The sequence below is a fragment of the Aquaspirillum sp. LM1 genome, assembly GCF_002002905.1.
In the GTDB taxonomy this organism is placed as follows: domain Bacteria; phylum Pseudomonadota; class Gammaproteobacteria; order Burkholderiales; family Aquaspirillaceae; genus Rivihabitans.
Genome location: NZ_CP019509.1, coordinates 3,256,926 through 3,274,569, shown reverse-complemented (window position 1 = coordinate 3,274,569; position 17,644 = coordinate 3,256,926). Strand labels below are relative to the sequence as shown.

Below are 17,644 nucleotides of genomic sequence, written 5' to 3'. Positions count from 1 at the left end.
TAAACAGACCATTGGCATGGGTCGTGCGCAGAGGGGACAGGATCGTACAAAAACGCGGCAAATTTGTTCGTCAACGCGACGCAAACCGTCACAAACTGCCCACTGCGGCGTTGCGCACAGCGGGCGGGTGTAGGCAAATTTTATACAAAGCCGCCGCAAAACTGGCTGCACAAGATTCGACTATCAGATAGTGCAAGCATCACCCTTGCGCACAAGGGCGACGACAGACAAGGGATGGCGGATTGTGGCTGTGGCGGCGAAAATCCGCCAAGACCCACCTTAAGCTACACGATGGATGACACGCATAGCCCATGCCCCAAAAAAAAACCACAAGATACAAAAATCAATAAACAAATGATTTTTATTGTAATTTTTATGAAAACAATAAAAACACATCCAGAAACAACTTAATTACAACTTAAACAACAAAGTCTGCACTTGCAATCCAAAACCTACCCATGGCATGATGCTCACCACTTAACCACAGAAATCAGGAGCCATTCACATGCCCACTCTCAACCGCTACTTAGCCGAAAAATCCCTGACCAAACTGGCGCGCACGCTCAGCCCGGCGCAACAAACCGGGGTCAAAATACTGCTTGCCCACATGGAGGAAGACGGCCACGCCAACTACCACGCGCTGCGCGAAGCCTTGTCGCCCGCCGCTGGCAGCGTGAACAGCGCCAACACCATGCTCAAGCGCTTTCTGGATAAGCTGAACGACGCCGCCAAGGCCGCCGGCATCCCCATTCAGCTGTGCACCACCGCCGACAAAAAAGCCGGCGAGCGTCGCCAGGTGTGGTGCGAAGGCGAAGCCGACGGCCCCGGCGCGCCCTATACAGGCGACCTGAACGGCATTCCCAGCGCGCAACAGCTGACTACTCAGCGCGGCCAGCCGCTAGGCCAACCGGTGCTGCTGATCACCTTTAACCCACACGAAACCGACGCCGTGCAGAAGGCCTTTCCCGAGCACAGCGACACAGATGTGTCTGGGGAATACCCATTTGCCCGGCTGGGCGTGCTGCATGGCCATGAACTGCTGCACCTGCGCAGCCCGCAAGGGCGCAAAGCGGCACAGCACAGCTGCCAATGGGCGTTAAATCGATTTCAACCTTGTGCGGTGATTGCCGTTGGCATTGCCTTTGGCCTGGACAAAAGCAAGCAGAAAATTGGCGATGTGCTGGTGTCGAGCTATCTGTTTGACTACGAAAACGCCCGCATCAATGCAGATGACAGCCTCACCCATCGCGGCCCCCGCCCTTCCGCCAGCCCCAAGCTGCTCAAACGGCTGGAGGCGCTGCATCACGATCAGCGCGAAAGCTCGCTCTGGCCACACGTGATCATTGGCCCGATGGCCTGTGGCGACAAACTGGTGGATAACGCGGCCTTTTTGCGCCATATCCGCCACGCCGAGCCGGAATGCATTGGCGGCGAAATGGAAGGCGCGGGCTTAGAAGCCGCCTGCGGCCCGGACAAGGTGGATTGGCTGGTGGTCAAAGGCATCTGCGATTGGGCCGACGGCCATAAAAACACCCCCAGCAAGGACGACGACCAGCGCACTGCTGCGCGCAACGCCATGACCGTGGTGAAAGCCCTGCTCAGCGCCGCCCCGCTGGCACCGCCGCCCGACCCGCCGCGCCAGCCCGTGCCAGCACAGCCTCCCAGCGCCGTATGCCAGCCGCCCTGCGCGGGCGAAATGGGGATGGGCGACCTGAACGGGATTGCCCGCCAGCAACTGAGCACCTCGGCCACTGGCCGCGCCACCACCCTGGACACCTTGCTCCCCGACAATCACCGCACCGCCGCCGCAGGCGAAGAAGTGCTGCCCTATTTGCGTCAGTGGCTGCACAACCCGGATGCCCCGCGCCTGTTTGCCCTGCTGGGCGAATACGGCATGGGCAAAACCATCACCTGCCAGCTGCTGGCGCGCGAGCTGGACGCCGCCCGCCGCGACGACCCCAGCTTGCCGATTCCGCTGTATTTTGACCTGCGCCACGTGACCGGCCTGCGCGAGCGGGTGCCCAGCCTGGAAGACACCCTGCGCGATTGCATGCAGCGCGGCTGGCAGGACACCCAGGGCGGCAATGACTACAGCCTGGAAGACATTCACCGCTGGATTGCCCAGGGCGCACTGCTGGTGTTTGACGGCCTGGACGAAGTGCTGGTGAAGCTCAGCGCGCACGATGGCCAAACCTTCACCAACCAGCTGCTGAAACTGCTGGCCGACGCCGAGGCGCGCGCCAAGCTAGCGCAGCGCCCGCTGCGCCTGAAAATGCTGATCAGCTGCCGCACCCAGTATTTCCCCACCCTGCAAGCGCAGCAAAGCCACTTTACCCAGCAAGAGCGCGGCGAGCAGCGCGCCGACCGCTACCAGGCCATGCTGCTGCTACCCTGGAACGAACAGCAGGTGCGCAGCTATTTAAGCCACGCCCTGCCCGAGATGGACAGCGACGTCCTGCTGGCCATGCTGGGCGCGGTGCATAACCTGACCGAGCTTAGCCAGCGCCCCTACACCTTGCGGCTGCTGGCCGAGCACATTCCAGACATCGAGCGCCTGCGCACCAGCGGCCAGCCGGTGTATGGCGTCACCCTGTACCGGCACATGGTGGAAAAATGGCTGGCGCGCGACAGCGGCAAACACCAGCTCAGCCCCGAACACAAGCTGCGCCTGGCCAGCCAACTGGCCGCCCACCTATGGCGAAGCGGCAAGCCCGCCCTGCCGGCTGGCGAGCTGCACGACTGGCTGCATGCCTGGCTGGACAGCGAGCCGGCCCTGCGCGGTCGCTACCAGCGCCTGCTCCCCGAGCAACTGGAAGAAGACCTGCGCACCGCCACTTTTTTGGCCCGCGACGACGACGAAACCACCCAGCGCAGCGCTTTTCGCTTTGCCCACACCTCGCTGCTGGAGTTTTTTCTGGCCTGCCATCTGCGCGACGCCGCGCTGGATGACCGCGCCGATGCCTGGGCGCTGCCGCTGCCCAGCCAGGAAACCCTGGATTTTTTTGGCCAGCTGCTGGCCGAAGCCAACACCGCCGAGCGCAGCGCCATGCTGGCGCAGCTAAGCCGCTGGGCGCTGCACGCCACTCCGCAGCGCAGCGAGCTGCTACTGGCCTACACCCTGCGCGCCCATCGCCAGGGCTGGCCCACCCCGGAGCTGCGCAACGCCGACTTTAGTCACGCCAAGCTGCGCGAATGGGTGTTTGTCGGCAGCGCCGAGCGCCCGCTGCGGCTGGAAGGCGCTCACTTTGCCGATGCGGATTTAACACAAAGCGAATGGCGGCATGTACAGCTGGCCGGCGCCCACTTGCCGCGCGCCACGCTAACAAACGCGGTTTGGCAATACATCGACGCCTCCGGCGCGGATTTTTCTCAGGCCGAGCTCACCGCCACGGTGTTTCGCTACTGCACCCTGAGCCACACCCACTGGCGCGACGCCAGCGGCTATCGGCCACAATGGCTGAATTGCCAGCCTGCCGGCGCGCCCTGGCAGGCAGATACACCGCTGGCGCTGGAGTGGCCATTGCTGGTGCCGCAAGCCAAAGCGCAACATACGGTCGAATGGATGTGGCTAGAAGACAACAATTTCTTTTTGCCCCAAAAAACGCTGGCCCTTGCTCCAACGCTTGACCCGCTGGGGCGCGGTTGGCTCACCATGCCGGCACGCCATGTCTTGCAGCTGACCGATTGGCGCAGTGGAGAAATCGGCCCGCGTTTGCTTGGCCACCGCGCCAACATCACGACCTGTGCTTTTGCTGACGCGCCCGACACCGAGGGCGTCTCCTGGCTGGCCTCCGGCGATCGAGATGGAGACCTCCGCCTCTGGCGACTGCCTGCGGGCGAGGCTGGCCCGGTTTTGACCAGCCATCAGACGCATATTCGGCATTGTGCGTTTTCCCCCCAACTGGCGGATGGCACATTTTGGCTGGCCTCGGCAGATGCCAAGGGTGAAATCCGCCTATGGCGGATGCCTGACGCCACGCCCGGCCCGGTGCTGCGCGGCCATACCGGGCCCGTCCAGCACTGCGCATTTGCGCCACAGCCCGATGCCGACGGTGTCTGGTGGCTGGCCTCCGCCGGCACCGATCACTCCCTACGCCTGTGGCAACTGCCAGACGGGCAGCCTGGACCCGTGTTGCATGGCCACACTGAGATGGTTTTGAGTTGCGTATTTATGCCCACCCCGGCGGCAGATGGCGTACTGCGACTGGTGTCCGCCAGTTTCGATGGCAGTGTTCGGCTGTGGCGAGCACTAGACGGAGCTGTCGAGCGGGTCTTGCACACTGGCCATATTCCCGTTGTTCACCTTGCGGCCAGCCCTGCCACAGGGAGCAACGGAACATGCCATGTACTCGCCAGTTATCTATCTGGCGTCACACGATCCTGGTGCTTGCCCACCGGCTTGCCCGGCCCAGAATGGCGCCAGTTGATTCTGCAATGCACATTCGTCCCGAACACCGACACAGATGGATTCAGCGTTATTGGCCTTGATCAGTCCAACACTTTATGCAAGTGGCAATTTCCTGACGGCACCACTGTGCGAACACATCACCGACCACATACCGTGCCTCGGTTTGGGGTATTGGCGCCAGCCCCCCAAACGGACGGGGCCGCACTGCACATGGTGGCCAGCGATGCAAGCGGCCACTGCATTCGCCAGTGGAATCTGGCCAGTGGCGAGGCCAGTTCACCCCTCAGTAACCATCAAGCCCCTATTTTTGATGGCGTACTCTCGCCACACGCTGACCGCGATGGCGAGCACTGGCTGGCGTCCGCCAGTGCAGATCACACAGTGCGGCTCTGGCAACTGGCCGATGGCCAAGCCGGCCCGGTATTGCGCGGGCATAATAGCGCGGTACTCAGCACAGCATTCGCCCCACAGGCAGACGGCGATGGCGTGCAGTGGCTGGCTTCCACAGGAATGGATGGCATGGTGAGCCTGTGGCAGTTGCCCGAAGGCCAGCCCGGCTCGGCGCTTCGTCACCAAGACACAGGCCGAGTACTTAGCTGCAGCTGGGCGCCAGATGCAGATCAGGAAGGGCGACTTTGGCTGGCTTCTGCGGGTACAGATGGCGCTGTGCGCTTGTGGCGCTTACCCAATCGCCGCGCCAGCCGGGTGCTGCGCGGCCATGATGGTGCTGTACGGTGCTGTGCCTTTGCCCCCGCAGTAGACACAGCTGGCGTGCAGTGGCTGGCCTCAGCCGGAGCGGACAGCACAGTACGCCTGTGGCAAACGCCAAGCGGCCAGTCTGGTCCGGTACTGCACGGTCATGAGGATGCAGTTAACCACTGCACCTTCGCTCCTGGCCTGGATACTGATGGTTTGCAGTGGCTGGCCTCGGCCAGCGATGATGGCACGCTACGCCTATGGCAGATGCCGGATGGCGCGCCCGGCCCAGTGCTGCGCGGCCATCATGGCCCGGTTCTCCATTGCCATTTTGCCTATACCGCCGATGGCGCACTGTGGCTGGCCAGCAGCAGTGACGATGGCACGCTGCGCGTATGGGACATTCCCAGCGGTCGCTGTCTGCGGGTGTTGGCGCAGTGTGAAGCCAGCCCCGGTGGCGAGGCCGGCTACGCCATGTGGAACCCGGAAACCCAAGAAGTGCTTGCTGTGGTTGGTGATGCTTGGCGGCATGTGTATTGCCAACAGCCGCGCCCCGGCCTGCTGCCCGAGCGCTTGCCGCTGGAGGCGTTTGGCCCGGTGCCGTATCGGGAGAAAATGGGTTAAGGACGCGCTGGTTTATTCAGAAAAATCGTGTTTGCCAAAAGTAAAACCCGGCAAAATCAAAACCCTGGATTCCCGCCTTCGCGGGAATGACAATTTTTTAGCGTTACCTTAGGTCGCCCCCTTGGCCCCGAATGTGTGTCACTCCCGCTGCTGGCAGCGCTGCACCAGCGCGCGCAGCTGGCCCAGGTCGGCATGGTCGGCATACTGGCGCACCTGGTCGGCAAAGGCCTGCCAGTCCGGGTGCTGGTGGGCAAACTGGTCGGCCCAGTCGGCCAGGTCGGAAATGGCCCCCATATCAATCAGCGGGGCCAGGCCCACCAGGTATTCTGCTGGCGGGCAGGGTGCGTGCAATTCGGCCACTGGCGGGCGGGCGCTGTCGCTGGCGTGCAGGCCCAGCAACTGGCCCAGGGTGTGCAGCAGCTGGGCAATACTGACCGGCTTGAGCAGGCTGGCGTCAAAGCCGCTGTCTTCGCCTGGCGGGGTGGCAGACAGCAAGAGCACCGGCAGCCAGGGTGCGTGTTCGCGGGCGCTGGCCAGCACGGCCAGGCCGTCGGCGCGTGGCATTTGCAGATCGGTCAGAATCAGGTCGGGCAGCGGCAGGCGGCGATGCAGGATATGCTCGATCGCCTGCTGGCCGTCGGCGCAGCTGACCACCTGAAACCCATGGCTTTCCAGTTCGGCGCTGAGCATGTCGCGAATATCGGCGTTGTCTTCGGCAATCAGCAGGGCGCGCCCCTGGCCATCCAGATGACTCAGCACATTGTGATTGTCCACCAGCCGGTGTGACGGCAGTTCGTCTTCGCGCGCCAGCGGCACGGTCAGCGACAGCACAAAGGTGGTGCCGTGGCCGGGGCGGCTGCGCACGGTGATGCGGGCGTTCATCCGTTCGGCCCACTGAGCGGCAATGGCCAGGCCCAGGCCCAGGCCGGGTGAGCGTCCCGCCGAGGGCAAGCGTTCAAACGGCTGAAAAATCCGCGCCTGGTCTTCCAGGGCGATGCCGGGGCCGGTGTCGCTGACGTTGAACTTGATTTTGACAAAGCCCGGCTTGGGCTGGCTGCTGCGCACGGTCAGCCGGATGGCACCGTTATGGGTGAATTTGGCCGCGTTGGCCAGCAGGTTTTGCAGGATTTGCTGCAGCCGCTTGGCATCAACGCTGACAATGCCGGGCAGGTTGCGCACATCGACAATAAAGCGGTTGCTTTGCTTGCTGGCCAGGGTTTCGGCTTCGGCAGCCACGGCGTCAATCAGCGCGTGCAGGTAAATGGGGGTGGGGTGCAGGGTGTCGCCCTGCGAGGCACCGCGCGCGTAGTCAATCAGGTCGTCAATCAGCGCCAGCAGGTGGTTGGCACTGCGGCGGATGATGCCGCCACGCGGCGCATCGGCGCGGCCAGCGGCCTGGATCATGTCGGCGTAGCCCATGATGGCGGTGAGCGGGGTGCGCAGGTCGTGGCTGACGCGGGCTAGAAAGTCGTTCTTGGCCAGGTTGGCGGCTTCGGCGGCAATCAGCGCATTGCGCAGTTCACGGGTGCGGTCCACCACGGCACGCTCCAGCTGGCTTTGCTGACGGCTCTGGATTTCCAGCAGGATGCGCTGGGTGCGTTCATGGTCGCGTTGCAGCTGCATCGAGCGGCTGGTCACCCCAATCAGCAAGGTCACGGCCAGCGAAATATTGTACAGCCACAACATGGCACTGTTCAGCATCGACGGCGGCGGCAGCATGCCCAGCAGCACCAGTTGCCACTGGATGCCGGCCAGCCAGAACACCAGAACGCTCAGGCCAAACAGCCGGGCATTGGGCACCCGGCGGATGCAGGCCAGTGCCACCGGCAGCAGCCAGGTCACATTGCCCAGCAGCATGGCCAGCGACAACGCGCTGGAGGCCATCCGGTAGTCGCCCAGCCCCATCCACAGGATCAGCGCCAGCAGGATGCCGGCCAGCGCCCAGGCCTGACGGTACATCCACTGTGGCAGGGTTTGCTTGAAGTGCAGGAAGGACATCGACAGCAGCATGAACAGCATGGCCGTCATCGCCCCCATCACGCCGGTGAGCCGCACCACCTCCGGCCCGCCCTGTGGCCAGAAATAGCGGTAGCCATGACCCATGAACACCATGGTGTGCAGCACAAAGCTGAACAGCCACAGCGAAAACAGGGTAAACACCGTGTCGTGGCGCACCAGGCCCTGAATCAGCGCGTACATGGCCACCGAGCACAGCATGCCCAGCATCAGTGCCTGCAGTTGCTGGTGTTCGGTTTCCTGTTCACGAAATTCCAAAGGATGCCAAAGCGCGCCGGTCAGCGACACCGCGCTGCGGCTTTCCACCCGCAGCATAAACTCTACGGTGGTCCCGGCGGGAATCTCCACCGGAAACACCACCACATTGGCGCTGACCTCACGCCAGCTCATTGGGTAGCGCCAGCCGGCCACCCTGGCAATGCCCGGCCCATCGTCGCCCCGCTGGCGCACGCTAAGCTGCACGTCTTCCAGGCGCGGGTTATCCAGCGCCAGCCAGTAGTGTTGCGCAGTGGGCGCGGGGTTGTGCAGCTGACTGCGCAGCCAGAATACCGAGGCGCTGAAACCGGGGTTAAGCCGGCTGGGGCTGAGGGGACGGAAGTGCTCGCTTTGCCAGGCCACCATACTGTCGCGCCCGCCCAGTGGGTCTTCCCACAGTTGCCAGCGTAACTCAGGAGGGTGGGCAGCATAAGCCGGCCAGGCCAGGCAAAGTGCCAGCAGCCAGGGCCAGGCTCTCAGCAGAGCAGGCATCAGGAAACCCGTGAAAGACAGTAGCCGGCATTATGCCTGTAACCTGCCAGAGACGCACCGCCCGGACAGGCCAGGGCGGAGCCAACCGGATGGCTTGACATCCTCCCCCGCCTAAAGTCGGGGGATTCCTACAGCGCTCATCCCGGCATCGAGCCGGCATGAGTCGCTTCGCTGGGTTCCTGCTGCTGGCGGCATGACCGCACCGCTCACTTCACAGGCGATCCGGGCTACGGTTTCCCGCCCGGCGGAAGCATCCGCCGTGTCCTGCCCTTCGTCTCGCAATAATTGCATCCCGCGAGACAGGATGTTGATCGCGCCGACCAGATCGGCGTTTTCCTCGAAACCGCATTCCACACACTGAAACCGTGCCTGCGTCTGGCGGTTGTCCGCCGACACATGGCCGCAGCACGGACACGTCCGGCTGGTGTTCTGCGCCGGCACGGCGATGAGATGTCCACCGTTCCACGCCAGTTTGTAGTCCAATTGGCGGCGGAACTCGGCCCATCCTTGATCGAGGATGGACTTGTTCAGGCCGGACTTGGCCCGAACATTTCTTCCCGGTGCATCTGCCGTGCCTGCTGCCGACCTGGACATGTTCCTCACCTGCAAGTCCTCAAGACACACCATCGCGTGGTTTTGGCTGATCGTGGTCGTGGCCTTGTGCAGGAAGTCGCGGCGGGCATTGCCGATGCGGGAATGGATGCGCTGGACGCGGGTTTTCGCCTTCTTCCAGTTGCTGCTGAATTTGGTCTTGCGGCTCATGGCCTGCTGCGCGCGGCGCAAGGCGGTTTCATGCCGCTTGAAGCTGTTGAGCGGCGCGTAGAACGCGCCATCCGAGAGCGTGACAAACCGTGCAATGCCCATGTCGATGCCGACTGCGCCACCCTGCGGGATGGGCTGCTCAATCTCGCGTTCGGTCTGGATTGACACGAAGCACTTGCCTGCCGACAGGCTGACGGTCACGTTCTTCACCACCCCCAATACTTCCCGGCTGTTGCGGTAGCGCAGCCAGCCGAGCTTGGGCAGGAAGATTCGGCTGTTGGCCTGGTCGAGCTTGATCTGTTTCGGGTCTGGATAGCGAAAGCTGTCGGACTGGCCCTTCTTCTTGAAACGCGGGAAGTCGGCCCGCCTGGCGAAGAAGTTGGTGTAGGCCCGTTCCAAATCCTTGAGCGTCTGCTGCAGCGGATGAACGGGCGCATCGGCCAGCCACGACGTTTCAGATCCATTGCGCCACTCGGTGAGCAGCTTGCACAGCCCTGCGTAGCCGAGCTTCTTCTTGCCTTGCTCGTAGCGCTCCTTTTGCAAGGCCAATGCCTTGTTGAAGACGAACCGGCACGAGCCAGCGAAGCGGCGCATTTGCCGCTCTTGCTGGCCGTCTGGCCGCAATTCGTATTTGTAGGCTTGAAGGCGTTGCATACTGGTATTTTTGCAGTCCACACCCATCGACGGCAAGGACGGCTACGCCGTCCGCGCTATCCTTCCCCGCCCTGAACGGCGGGGCTTGCCGCGCACCGGGTCAGCCGGGCCATGTGCGCCGGCGCGCGCGGTTACGTGCTCAAGGATGCCGGCTCGCACGAAATCATCGCCGCCATTGACGCCGTGGCGGCTGGCGGCAGCTACTACAGCGCCGGGGTGGCCCCCATCCCGCGCCGCACGCCTGGCCCCTGCCTGAGCGAGCGCGAGCGCGAAGTGCTGATCCTGCTGGCGCAGGGCTTGTCGAACAAGGCAATTGCCCTGCAGCTGGACATCAGCGTGCGCACCGCCGAAACCCATCGCCTGAGCGTGCGGCGCAAGCTGGAAATCGACTCTGTTGCCGGGTTGGCCAAGTTTGCCATTGAACAGGGCTGGCTGTAGCGCATCGTCATGGCGCTTGGGATGGATGGGTGAGCTGACCACCCGGCACCTGCTGACGTTTGACAACTTACTTACCAGTAAGTATCTTTGCCTGACCGGCTGCACGCCCGGCTCACCGTTCACTGTCTGCACAAGGATGCCCGCATGTCCGCTTACCCTCACCTGCTTGCCCCGCTTGATCTGGGCTTCACCACGCTGAAAAACCGCTGCCTGATGGGCTCGATGCACACCGGGCTGGAAGAAGCGCCCAATGGCTTTGCCCGCATGGCGGCGTTTTATGCCGAGCGGGCGCGTGGCGGAGTGGCGCTGATGGTGACGGGCGGGGTGGCCCCCAACGAGGCCGGGCGGGTGATGGCCAATAGCGCCATGCTGGTCAACGCACACGAAGCCGAACAGCACCGGGTGGTGACCGACGCCGTGCACGCTGCTGGCGGCAAGATTGCCCTGCAAATCCTGCACACCGGGCGCTATTCCTACCAGCCCAACCCGGTGGCACCGTCGGCGCTGCAAGCGCCGATCAACCCGTTCCGCCCGGTGGCGCTGAGCAGCGAACAAGTGTGGCAGACCATCGCCGACTTTGCCCGCTGCGCCACCCTGGCCCAGCAGGCCGGCTACGACGGCGTCGAGGTGATGGGCTCGGAAGGGTATCTGATCAACCAGTTCATTGCTGCGCGCACCAACCAGCGCGACGACGAATGGGGCGGCAGCTACGCCAACCGCATCCGCTTTGCCCTGGAAATCCTCAAGGCGGTGCGCGCTGCGGTGGGGCCGGAGTTCATCATTATTTACCGGCTGTCGATGCTGGACCTGGTAGAAGAAGGCAGCAGCTTTGACGAAATCGTCCAGCTGGCGCAGGCCGTCGAGGCCGCCGGGGCCAACCTGATCAATACCGGCATTGGCTGGCACGAGGCGCGCATCCCCACCATTGCCACCCTGGTGCCGCGCGCCGGCTTTGCCTGGGTAACGCAAAAACTGATGGGCAAGGTGGGCATTCCGCTGATCACCACCAACCGCATCAATACGCCCGAGGTGGCCGAACAGGTACTGGCCGACGGCTGCGCCGACATGGTGTCGATGGCGCGGCCTTTCCTGGCCGACCCGGAGTTTGTTGCCAAGGCGGCAGAGCAGCGCGCCGACGAGATCAATACCTGTATTGGCTGTAATCAGGCCTGTCTGGACCATATTTTTGCCGGCAAGCTGGCCAGTTGTCTGGTCAATCCGCGTGCCTGCCACGAAACCGAACTGGTGCTGACTCCAACCCTCCAGCCCAAGCGGGTGGCGGTGGTGGGGGCCGGCCCGGCTGGCCTGGCCTGCGCCACCAGCGCGGCCCGGCGCGGCCATGTGGTGACGCTGTTTGACGCCGCCAGCGAGATTGGCGGCCAGTTTAATGTGGCCAGGCAGATTCCCGGCAAGGATGAGTTTCAGGAAACCCTGCGCTATTTTGCCCGCCAGCTGGAACTGACCGGGGTGACGGTCAAGCTGAACCATCGTGTCAGCGCGGCTGATCTGGCCGGCTTTGATGAAGTGGTGCTGGCCACCGGCATTGTGCCGCGCCTGCCGGCCATCCCCGGTATCGACCATCCCAAGGTGCTCACCTATCTGGACGTGCTCAAGCACAAAAAGCCGGTGGGCCAGCGGGTGGCGATTATTGGCGCGGGTGGCATTGGCTTTGACACGGCGGAATATCTGAGCCATCCCGCCCATGCCAGCACCAGCGGCCAGGAAACCACGCAAGCGTTCATGCGTGAATGGGGGGTGGACATGAGCCTGAGCCAGCGCGGTGGCCTGGCGGTGGGCGGCGGCGAAGCACCCGAGGTGGCGCGCGAGATTATTCTGCTGCAACGCAAGACCAGCAAGCCGGGCGATGGCCTGGGCAAGACCACCGGCTGGATTCACCGCGCCACGCTGAAAAGCCGTCGGGTGAAGATGCTGGCCGGGGTGAACTACCTGCGCATCGACGACGCGGGCCTGCATATTGAAGTGCAGGGCCAGGTCAGTGTGTTGCCGGTCGATCAAGTGGTGGTGTGCGCCGGGCAGGAGCCGCAGCGCGAACTGGTGACTGCCTTGCAGGCACAAGGCCAGCCGCCGCATCTGATTGGCGGCGCGGATGTGGCAACCGAGCTGGACGCCAAACGCGCCATCTTGCAGGGTACCCGGCTGGCAGCCAGTTTGTAACCGGCAGGGGACAGGGCCGTCTGGCGGCACCCGCCGTCTGGCACCCGGTGCAGGGGGCATGGGGGCGAGATCATGCAAATCCGGTTTCCTGGTTGACGCCGCCCCAGCCATTGCCTAAGGTGCTGGGCATTCACCAGACCGAACGCAGGAATCCGCATGTTTTTACTGTTACTGATCACCACCACTCTGGTGGCGCTGGGCGCAGCCTTGCTGACTGTGCGCTTTTTTGATGCGGCCCTGCTGCGCATCATGCTGAATATTCTTGGGGAAGAACTCGCCAGCGCCTGGCAGCGCTATCTGCGTTTTGCCATTGTGGTGGTGGGGGTTTCTGGCGGCGTGCGCCCGCTGGAGCTGGAAAAATACCTGACCCCCAACCGGCCAGGGGCCACCGCGCCCGAGCTGTCACTGGAACGCTGGACACTGGAGTTATATCGCTCGCTGATTGACAGCCTGCAAAGCATCGCCTGGATGCTGCTGCTGTTTTTCATCGGCGCGATGATTGCCTATGTGCTGGTGAATACCGTGGGCCGTCGCGCCCGTGCCAGTGACGAAGACTGAGCGCCGCGCCTTCCCTCTGCCGCCTTCTGCCTGACTGACTCTCGCCAGGGTGAGGCTCAGGCCAGCGCCACCAGCTTTTGCAGGCTGGTGTTTTTTTCGTGCGGGATGCCCAGCATGGCGCTGTTGCGCGCCACGCCAATCACCATGATGGAATCCGAGTTGAGCGTGGTCTGGAATTCCTTGCACAGGGTGAACGCGGATTTGTTCGACATCAAAAAGAAAATTCCATTGATGTACACGGCTGACGCGGAGTACTCCGTCGGCAGCTGCTCGGCAAACAGTTTGATTTTCTCGGTAGGCAAGATCACGGCATACGTCGACATGGGGCTATCCTCGTGTCTGTGTTGGGGGTAGGGTCCCGCCAGGGAAGCCCGGTATGCCGGGCGGCCTCCTTGGCGTCCATCCTGGTTCCATCTGGTCCGGCGGCAGGTGCGGGCCAGCAGTGCATCGCAAAGCACAGTACACGCAACAAACTGCGCATACCTGTAGGAAATCCCTGCCTGATTTCGCAATGTGCATCAGGATTGTAAAAACCCGCCTGAGCAATCTTGTCCTGAATCAAGCATTGGCCATTTATCGACCTGGCATCGGTTTTTTTAATGGCAATGTTGCATGAATGCTGCTTGCGGCAACACAGAACCGGTTGTGAGCATAACAAACCGAGATCGCAAACAGATGACCTGAGCAGCGCAGACATTGGCAAGCAGGATACATACCACTTGCCGCAGCGCCTGGCCTAATCCATCGACAGCAGCACATTTTTGCTGAACCGCAGCAAGAACGGGCCAGGATTATGGTAGCGATACGGCTGGTCAGACGCGAAACAGATAGACGTGCCGGTGACCAACGGGCGCATTTCACCGTTCAGGGTCAGCACCAGCTCTCCGCTCATCACATACAGCATTTCGTAGCTGCCCGCCGGATCGGGTTCGGCGTCGTACACCACGCCAGGAGCCAGCTGCCAGTGCCACAACTCCACACTGTGGCCGCCAAATTTCACGCTTTCCAGCAAGGTGCCATGGCTGTCGGAATGCTCGTCCTGCCACACGCGCAAGGGACGCGACAGCGAGCGCTCGGCATCTGGCGCACTGGGTGGGCGCACCAGTTCGGCAAAGGACAAATCCAGTGCATTGGCCAGCCGGTCCAGGGTGGCAAAGCTGACATTGCTTTCGTGTGCCTCAATATTGACCAGCATGCGCCGACTCACGCCCGCTAACTGGGCCAGCGCGTCCTGGGTCAGGCCGCGCAACTGGCGCACCCGACGCAGATTGGCGGCAATATTGTGGATCACGGGGAGAGAAGGTTTGGCCATGATAAACCGCTTGTATATGCCGGAGCAGGAAGGCCGGATTGTCTACCTGACCGACGGCTTCGGCAAGCCAGCTGATGCATGCGGCAGTGCGGAGTGAATGCTCTTCCGGATAAAACACGACCCAAGCGGCACACACCGCTTGGGTCAGCCAATCACCCTGAGGAGGAAACTGTCGTGGTCTAATCTTTTCGAACAAGTCGATAGGTGGAACACTCCCACCACTCAAAGGACATCGAACATGCCACAAACCCGTCGCCACTTTACCCCCGAGTTCAAACTCGAAGTCGCCAAAAATCGTCGACCAACAACACAACATCGCACAGCGCTGCCGCGAACCTGGACGGGGCGAAACCGCTGTCCGGCGCTAGGCGGGCCAATACCGCGCTGAACTCAGTGGCCAGCCGGCATTGGCAAACCACTGACCCCAGACCAGCAACGCATTCGGCAACTTGAAGCTGAATTGCGCATCGCCAAACAACACCACGAAATCCTAATAGAGCCTCCGCCTTGTTCGCCTGCGCTTATCGATGATGCTGCCCAAATCTGAAGATGGAGCGGGTATGGCGTAAAGATTACGCCAACCATGAGGAAGCCCGCCGGGATGTGGCGGACTACCTGCTGACGTTTTCAACCAGAAACCCCTGAACTCAGTGATGGGCAACATAAGCCCGGCAGAGTTTGAAAGACAACACCGACTTAAACCTGCACCCGTGCAGGCTTGAGCGGTTGACGCCCTATCGGGATGTTCGAAAAAACTTCACCAGTACACAAGCGGGCGCGTCGTCTGATCATGCATCACGATCGACTGCCGCAGGTTTCCGAGACATGGGTATGGCTGGCTGGGGTGCGCTTGTTGCTCCGCCGCTTGACTACCTAGGTTTTGTAAACACCCTCTTAGCGAATGTCGTCCACGTAATCTCGCGCCGAGCCTGAGCGTCGTGGCCGGTTCAAGGTGCGCAAATGATTGGCCAGGGCTTCAAATTTCGGGCGACTGACCGCACCTTTTTTCCATTTGAACGGTGCTTTGATCGCCATGGCGAATATGGCTTTATTGTAGTTGGGGTGAGCGCCGCCGCCTTTGATATGAAAGCGCTTGCCCTTGTCCAGCGACGTCAGTCGCTGATGATTGGTGCTCGTGCGGCCTGACGGCATCATCATGCCGTTAACAGCAGAGTTGGCCCAGGCGGTCGGAATGCCAAACTCCTTGCAGACTTGCGCCGGAATCAGATGCTGGGCTTCCCGGCCTTTTTTCCAGCGCGCAAAAGTGTGTTTGGATTTTTTGTTTTTTGACTTGTAGCGTTCGCGGGCCAGCTTGGCTGAATCACCGTATTTGGCAAGCTGCGATTTGGCAAGCTGCTGCGTCAAGGTGTGCGCGCGCAAGCTGGGTTGCGACAGCTGTTGCGCTGGCGTCACGGTTTTCATTTGCATGGCCTTGCTGCCCATGCTGTCGGCCTCGCGCTCCAGCGCGGGGTCATCATTGATCGACGCGCCATTTTTCAGTTGCGTGGTGGGCCGAACCCGGCCCTGTGCTTGCTGCACCACATGCCAGGCCTCATGCGCCAGATGTTTTTGCTGCCCTGGCGCCACGTGGATATCGGTGCCTTGGGCGTAAGCATGTGCATTCAATTGGGCAGGCTTGCTGGAGTTGTAATGCACGCGCACCTTGTCCAGCGACATGCCGGACAAGTTTTCTACTCCGGCTTTCAATCCATCAGGCAAACCCGTCTGATTGCGCTGAAGCGTAGGGAGCGCGCCCACATACTGATCCGCAATATGTTGCATTTTTTGCAGCTGTGCCGCCTGCGAGGATTGCCGGGCGGATTTGGCCAGTGGCTGCAAGGTGGCCAGCGCCGCATCTTGCGCGCCCACATACTGATCCGCAATGTGTTGCATTTTTTGCAGCTGTGCCGCCTGCGAGGATTGCCCGGCGGCTTTGGCCAGTGGCTGCAAGGTGGTCAGCGCCGCATCTTGCGCGACAGCATGCCGGGAAGGGGTGATGGCTTTGCGTTGCGCACGCGGTGGCACACGAGTGAGAAGTTCAGCTTTCATTGCAGTTCGCCTATGGGTCATATAACCATGCAGCTGCAAGTACAGCCACGCTTTGCACAGCATACGCTGCGCACTTGGCATACGGCAACGCATACGAAGGCCCTTAGAGGGTGTTTACAAACACATGTAAACTTGACCCTAACGGCCATTGCGCGGTTGCGCGCCACCCCATAAGATGAAACATCAGAACAGCTTTCTCGCCGACCACGGTTAGAGGCACCAGGGATGGTGCTTGGCCAAGGTAAATGAGTTGGCTGTCTCTGCTCTTTGCTGCTCGCATCGCATCTTGATTGTTCGCGATGCTTTTTTGCGCCCAAAGATCGGGGTGTTTCACGCTAACAACGGAGGACCAAGTCACATGGCCAAAATGGGACGCCCAGCAAAAATTCAGGCAGACGACGCAGCGCAGCTTGTGGCCTGTCAAGTCCCGCCTGGTTATAAACACGCTTCTTGAACAATTCAGGTTTTTTCTTCTGCCATTCTTTCAGCGCCTGAACGGGCGAAAGACAGGGCCTCCGAACTCGGAAAGCATAGCTGACAAGCGCCATGAACTGAGGTTTGCACCGGCTGAGAACATGTTGTTCACCATCAGGCTTTGCCCAAGCCCAACGTGAGCACCGCCGGAGTCAGCCTGATGCAAGCCCTTGAACATATTGATGATCCACGCAGCCCCAGTAACGGAACGCGTCATGATTTCCGTGAACTCCTGGTGGTGGCCATCTGCGCGATGCTGTCGGACAACGATACCTTCGAAGAAATGGTGGCGTGGGCACGTTACAAGCAGGACTGGCTGCGAGGTTTCCTCAAACTGGCGAATGGCATCCCCTCGGAAGACACCTTCATCCGCGTATTCCGGATACTCGATCCAAAGCAGTTCGAGCATGCATTCCGTGGCTCTGGATGGTGAGGCGCTGGGGAGTGCGGTACGGGGGCATCGAAAACCGGCTGCACTGGGTGCTGGATGTGGGATTTGGCGAGGATGCCAGTACGGTGCGCAAGCATTACGCGCCGCAGAACCTGTCGTTATTGAAAAAGATGGTGCTGAATCTGGTGCGGCCGGTCCCGATGGGGAAAAACGGCAAGATGAGCTTGCGCATGAAGTGCAAGGCCACAGCATGGTCGGACGAAGAACGAGTTCGGGTACTTGGGTTCGAATCCATATGATGTCCGAGTTCGGAGGCCATGCGCGTTGCTTGTAGCAACGA

At 61.6% G+C, this 17,644-nt stretch carries 10 protein-coding genes and 1 pseudogene; 6 read left to right on the top strand and 5 right to left on the bottom strand.

Features of this window, described 5'->3' with window-relative positions; translation table 11 throughout:
- Positions 1–63: 63 nt before the first annotated feature.
- Together BXU06_RS17500 and BXU06_RS14105 are read left to right on the top strand one after the other, a co-directional pair.
- Positions 64–411: a hypothetical protein gene (locus BXU06_RS17500; protein ID WP_150125219.1), complete on the top strand. Its 348-nt coding sequence runs from the start codon at positions 64–66 to the stop codon at positions 409–411.
- A 94-nt stretch (positions 412–505) separates the two neighbouring features.
- On the top strand, positions 506–5,728 hold the full coding sequence (locus tag BXU06_RS14105) for a pentapeptide repeat-containing protein (protein WP_077300962.1): 5,223 nt from the start codon (positions 506–508) through the stop codon (positions 5,726–5,728).
- A gap of 138 nt (positions 5,729–5,866) precedes the next feature.
- Here BXU06_RS14105 and BXU06_RS14100 read toward each other — a convergent pair whose 3' ends face one another.
- Together BXU06_RS14100 and BXU06_RS14095 are read right to left on the bottom strand one after the other, a co-directional pair.
- The gene (locus BXU06_RS14100) at positions 5,867–8,491 is read right to left on the bottom strand and encodes a hybrid sensor histidine kinase/response regulator (protein ID WP_077300959.1); all 2,625 of its coding nucleotides are present in this window, start codon (positions 8,489–8,491) and stop codon (positions 5,867–5,869) included.
- A gap of 111 nt (positions 8,492–8,602) precedes the next feature.
- Positions 8,603–9,907, bottom strand: a complete 1,305-nt coding sequence (locus BXU06_RS14095) for an RNA-guided endonuclease TnpB family protein (RefSeq protein WP_077302920.1) — start codon at positions 9,905–9,907, stop codon at positions 8,603–8,605.
- Between the two features lie 111 nt (positions 9,908–10,018).
- Here BXU06_RS14095 and BXU06_RS14090 point away from each other — a divergent pair, with 111 nt between their 5' ends.
- The 3 genes from BXU06_RS14090 to BXU06_RS14080 all read left to right on the top strand — a co-directional run bounded on the left by BXU06_RS14090 (position 10,019) and on the right by BXU06_RS14080 (position 13,078).
- On the top strand, positions 10,019–10,345 hold the full coding sequence (locus BXU06_RS14090; RefSeq protein WP_077300956.1) for a response regulator transcription factor: 327 nt from the start codon (positions 10,019–10,021) through the stop codon (positions 10,343–10,345).
- A 144-nt stretch (positions 10,346–10,489) separates the two neighbouring features.
- A complete protein-coding gene (locus BXU06_RS14085; protein WP_077300953.1) occupies positions 10,490–12,520 on the top strand; it encodes an NADPH-dependent 2,4-dienoyl-CoA reductase in 2,031 nt (676 codons plus the stop codon).
- Between the two features lie 156 nt (positions 12,521–12,676).
- Positions 12,677–13,078 carry a hypothetical protein gene (locus BXU06_RS14080; RefSeq protein ID WP_077300950.1) on the top strand — a complete coding sequence of 134 codons (402 nt, stop codon included), beginning with the start codon at positions 12,677–12,679 and terminating at the stop codon, positions 13,076–13,078.
- Positions 13,079–13,134: 56 nt separating this feature from the next.
- On the opposite strand, the gene BXU06_RS14075 is transcribed toward BXU06_RS14080, so the two are convergent.
- From BXU06_RS14075 to BXU06_RS14065, 3 genes are all read right to left on the bottom strand, one after another.
- A complete protein-coding gene (locus tag BXU06_RS14075; protein ID WP_077300947.1) occupies positions 13,135–13,401 on the bottom strand; it encodes a hypothetical protein in 267 nt (88 codons plus the stop codon).
- Between the two features lie 413 nt (positions 13,402–13,814).
- Positions 13,815–14,390, bottom strand: coding sequence for a helix-turn-helix domain-containing protein (locus tag BXU06_RS14070; protein ID WP_077300944.1), 576 nt, complete (start codon positions 14,388–14,390; stop codon positions 13,815–13,817).
- A gap of 894 nt (positions 14,391–15,284) precedes the next feature.
- Complete coding sequence (locus BXU06_RS14065; protein ID WP_216352486.1) at positions 15,285–16,439, bottom strand: DUF4157 domain-containing protein; 1,155 nt, start codon at positions 16,437–16,439, stop codon at positions 15,285–15,287.
- Between the two features lie 634 nt (positions 16,440–17,073).
- Here BXU06_RS14065 and BXU06_RS18670 point away from each other — a divergent pair.
- Positions 17,074–17,603, top strand: a pseudogene (locus BXU06_RS18670) (transposase).
- Positions 17,604–17,644: the final 41 nt, after the last annotated feature.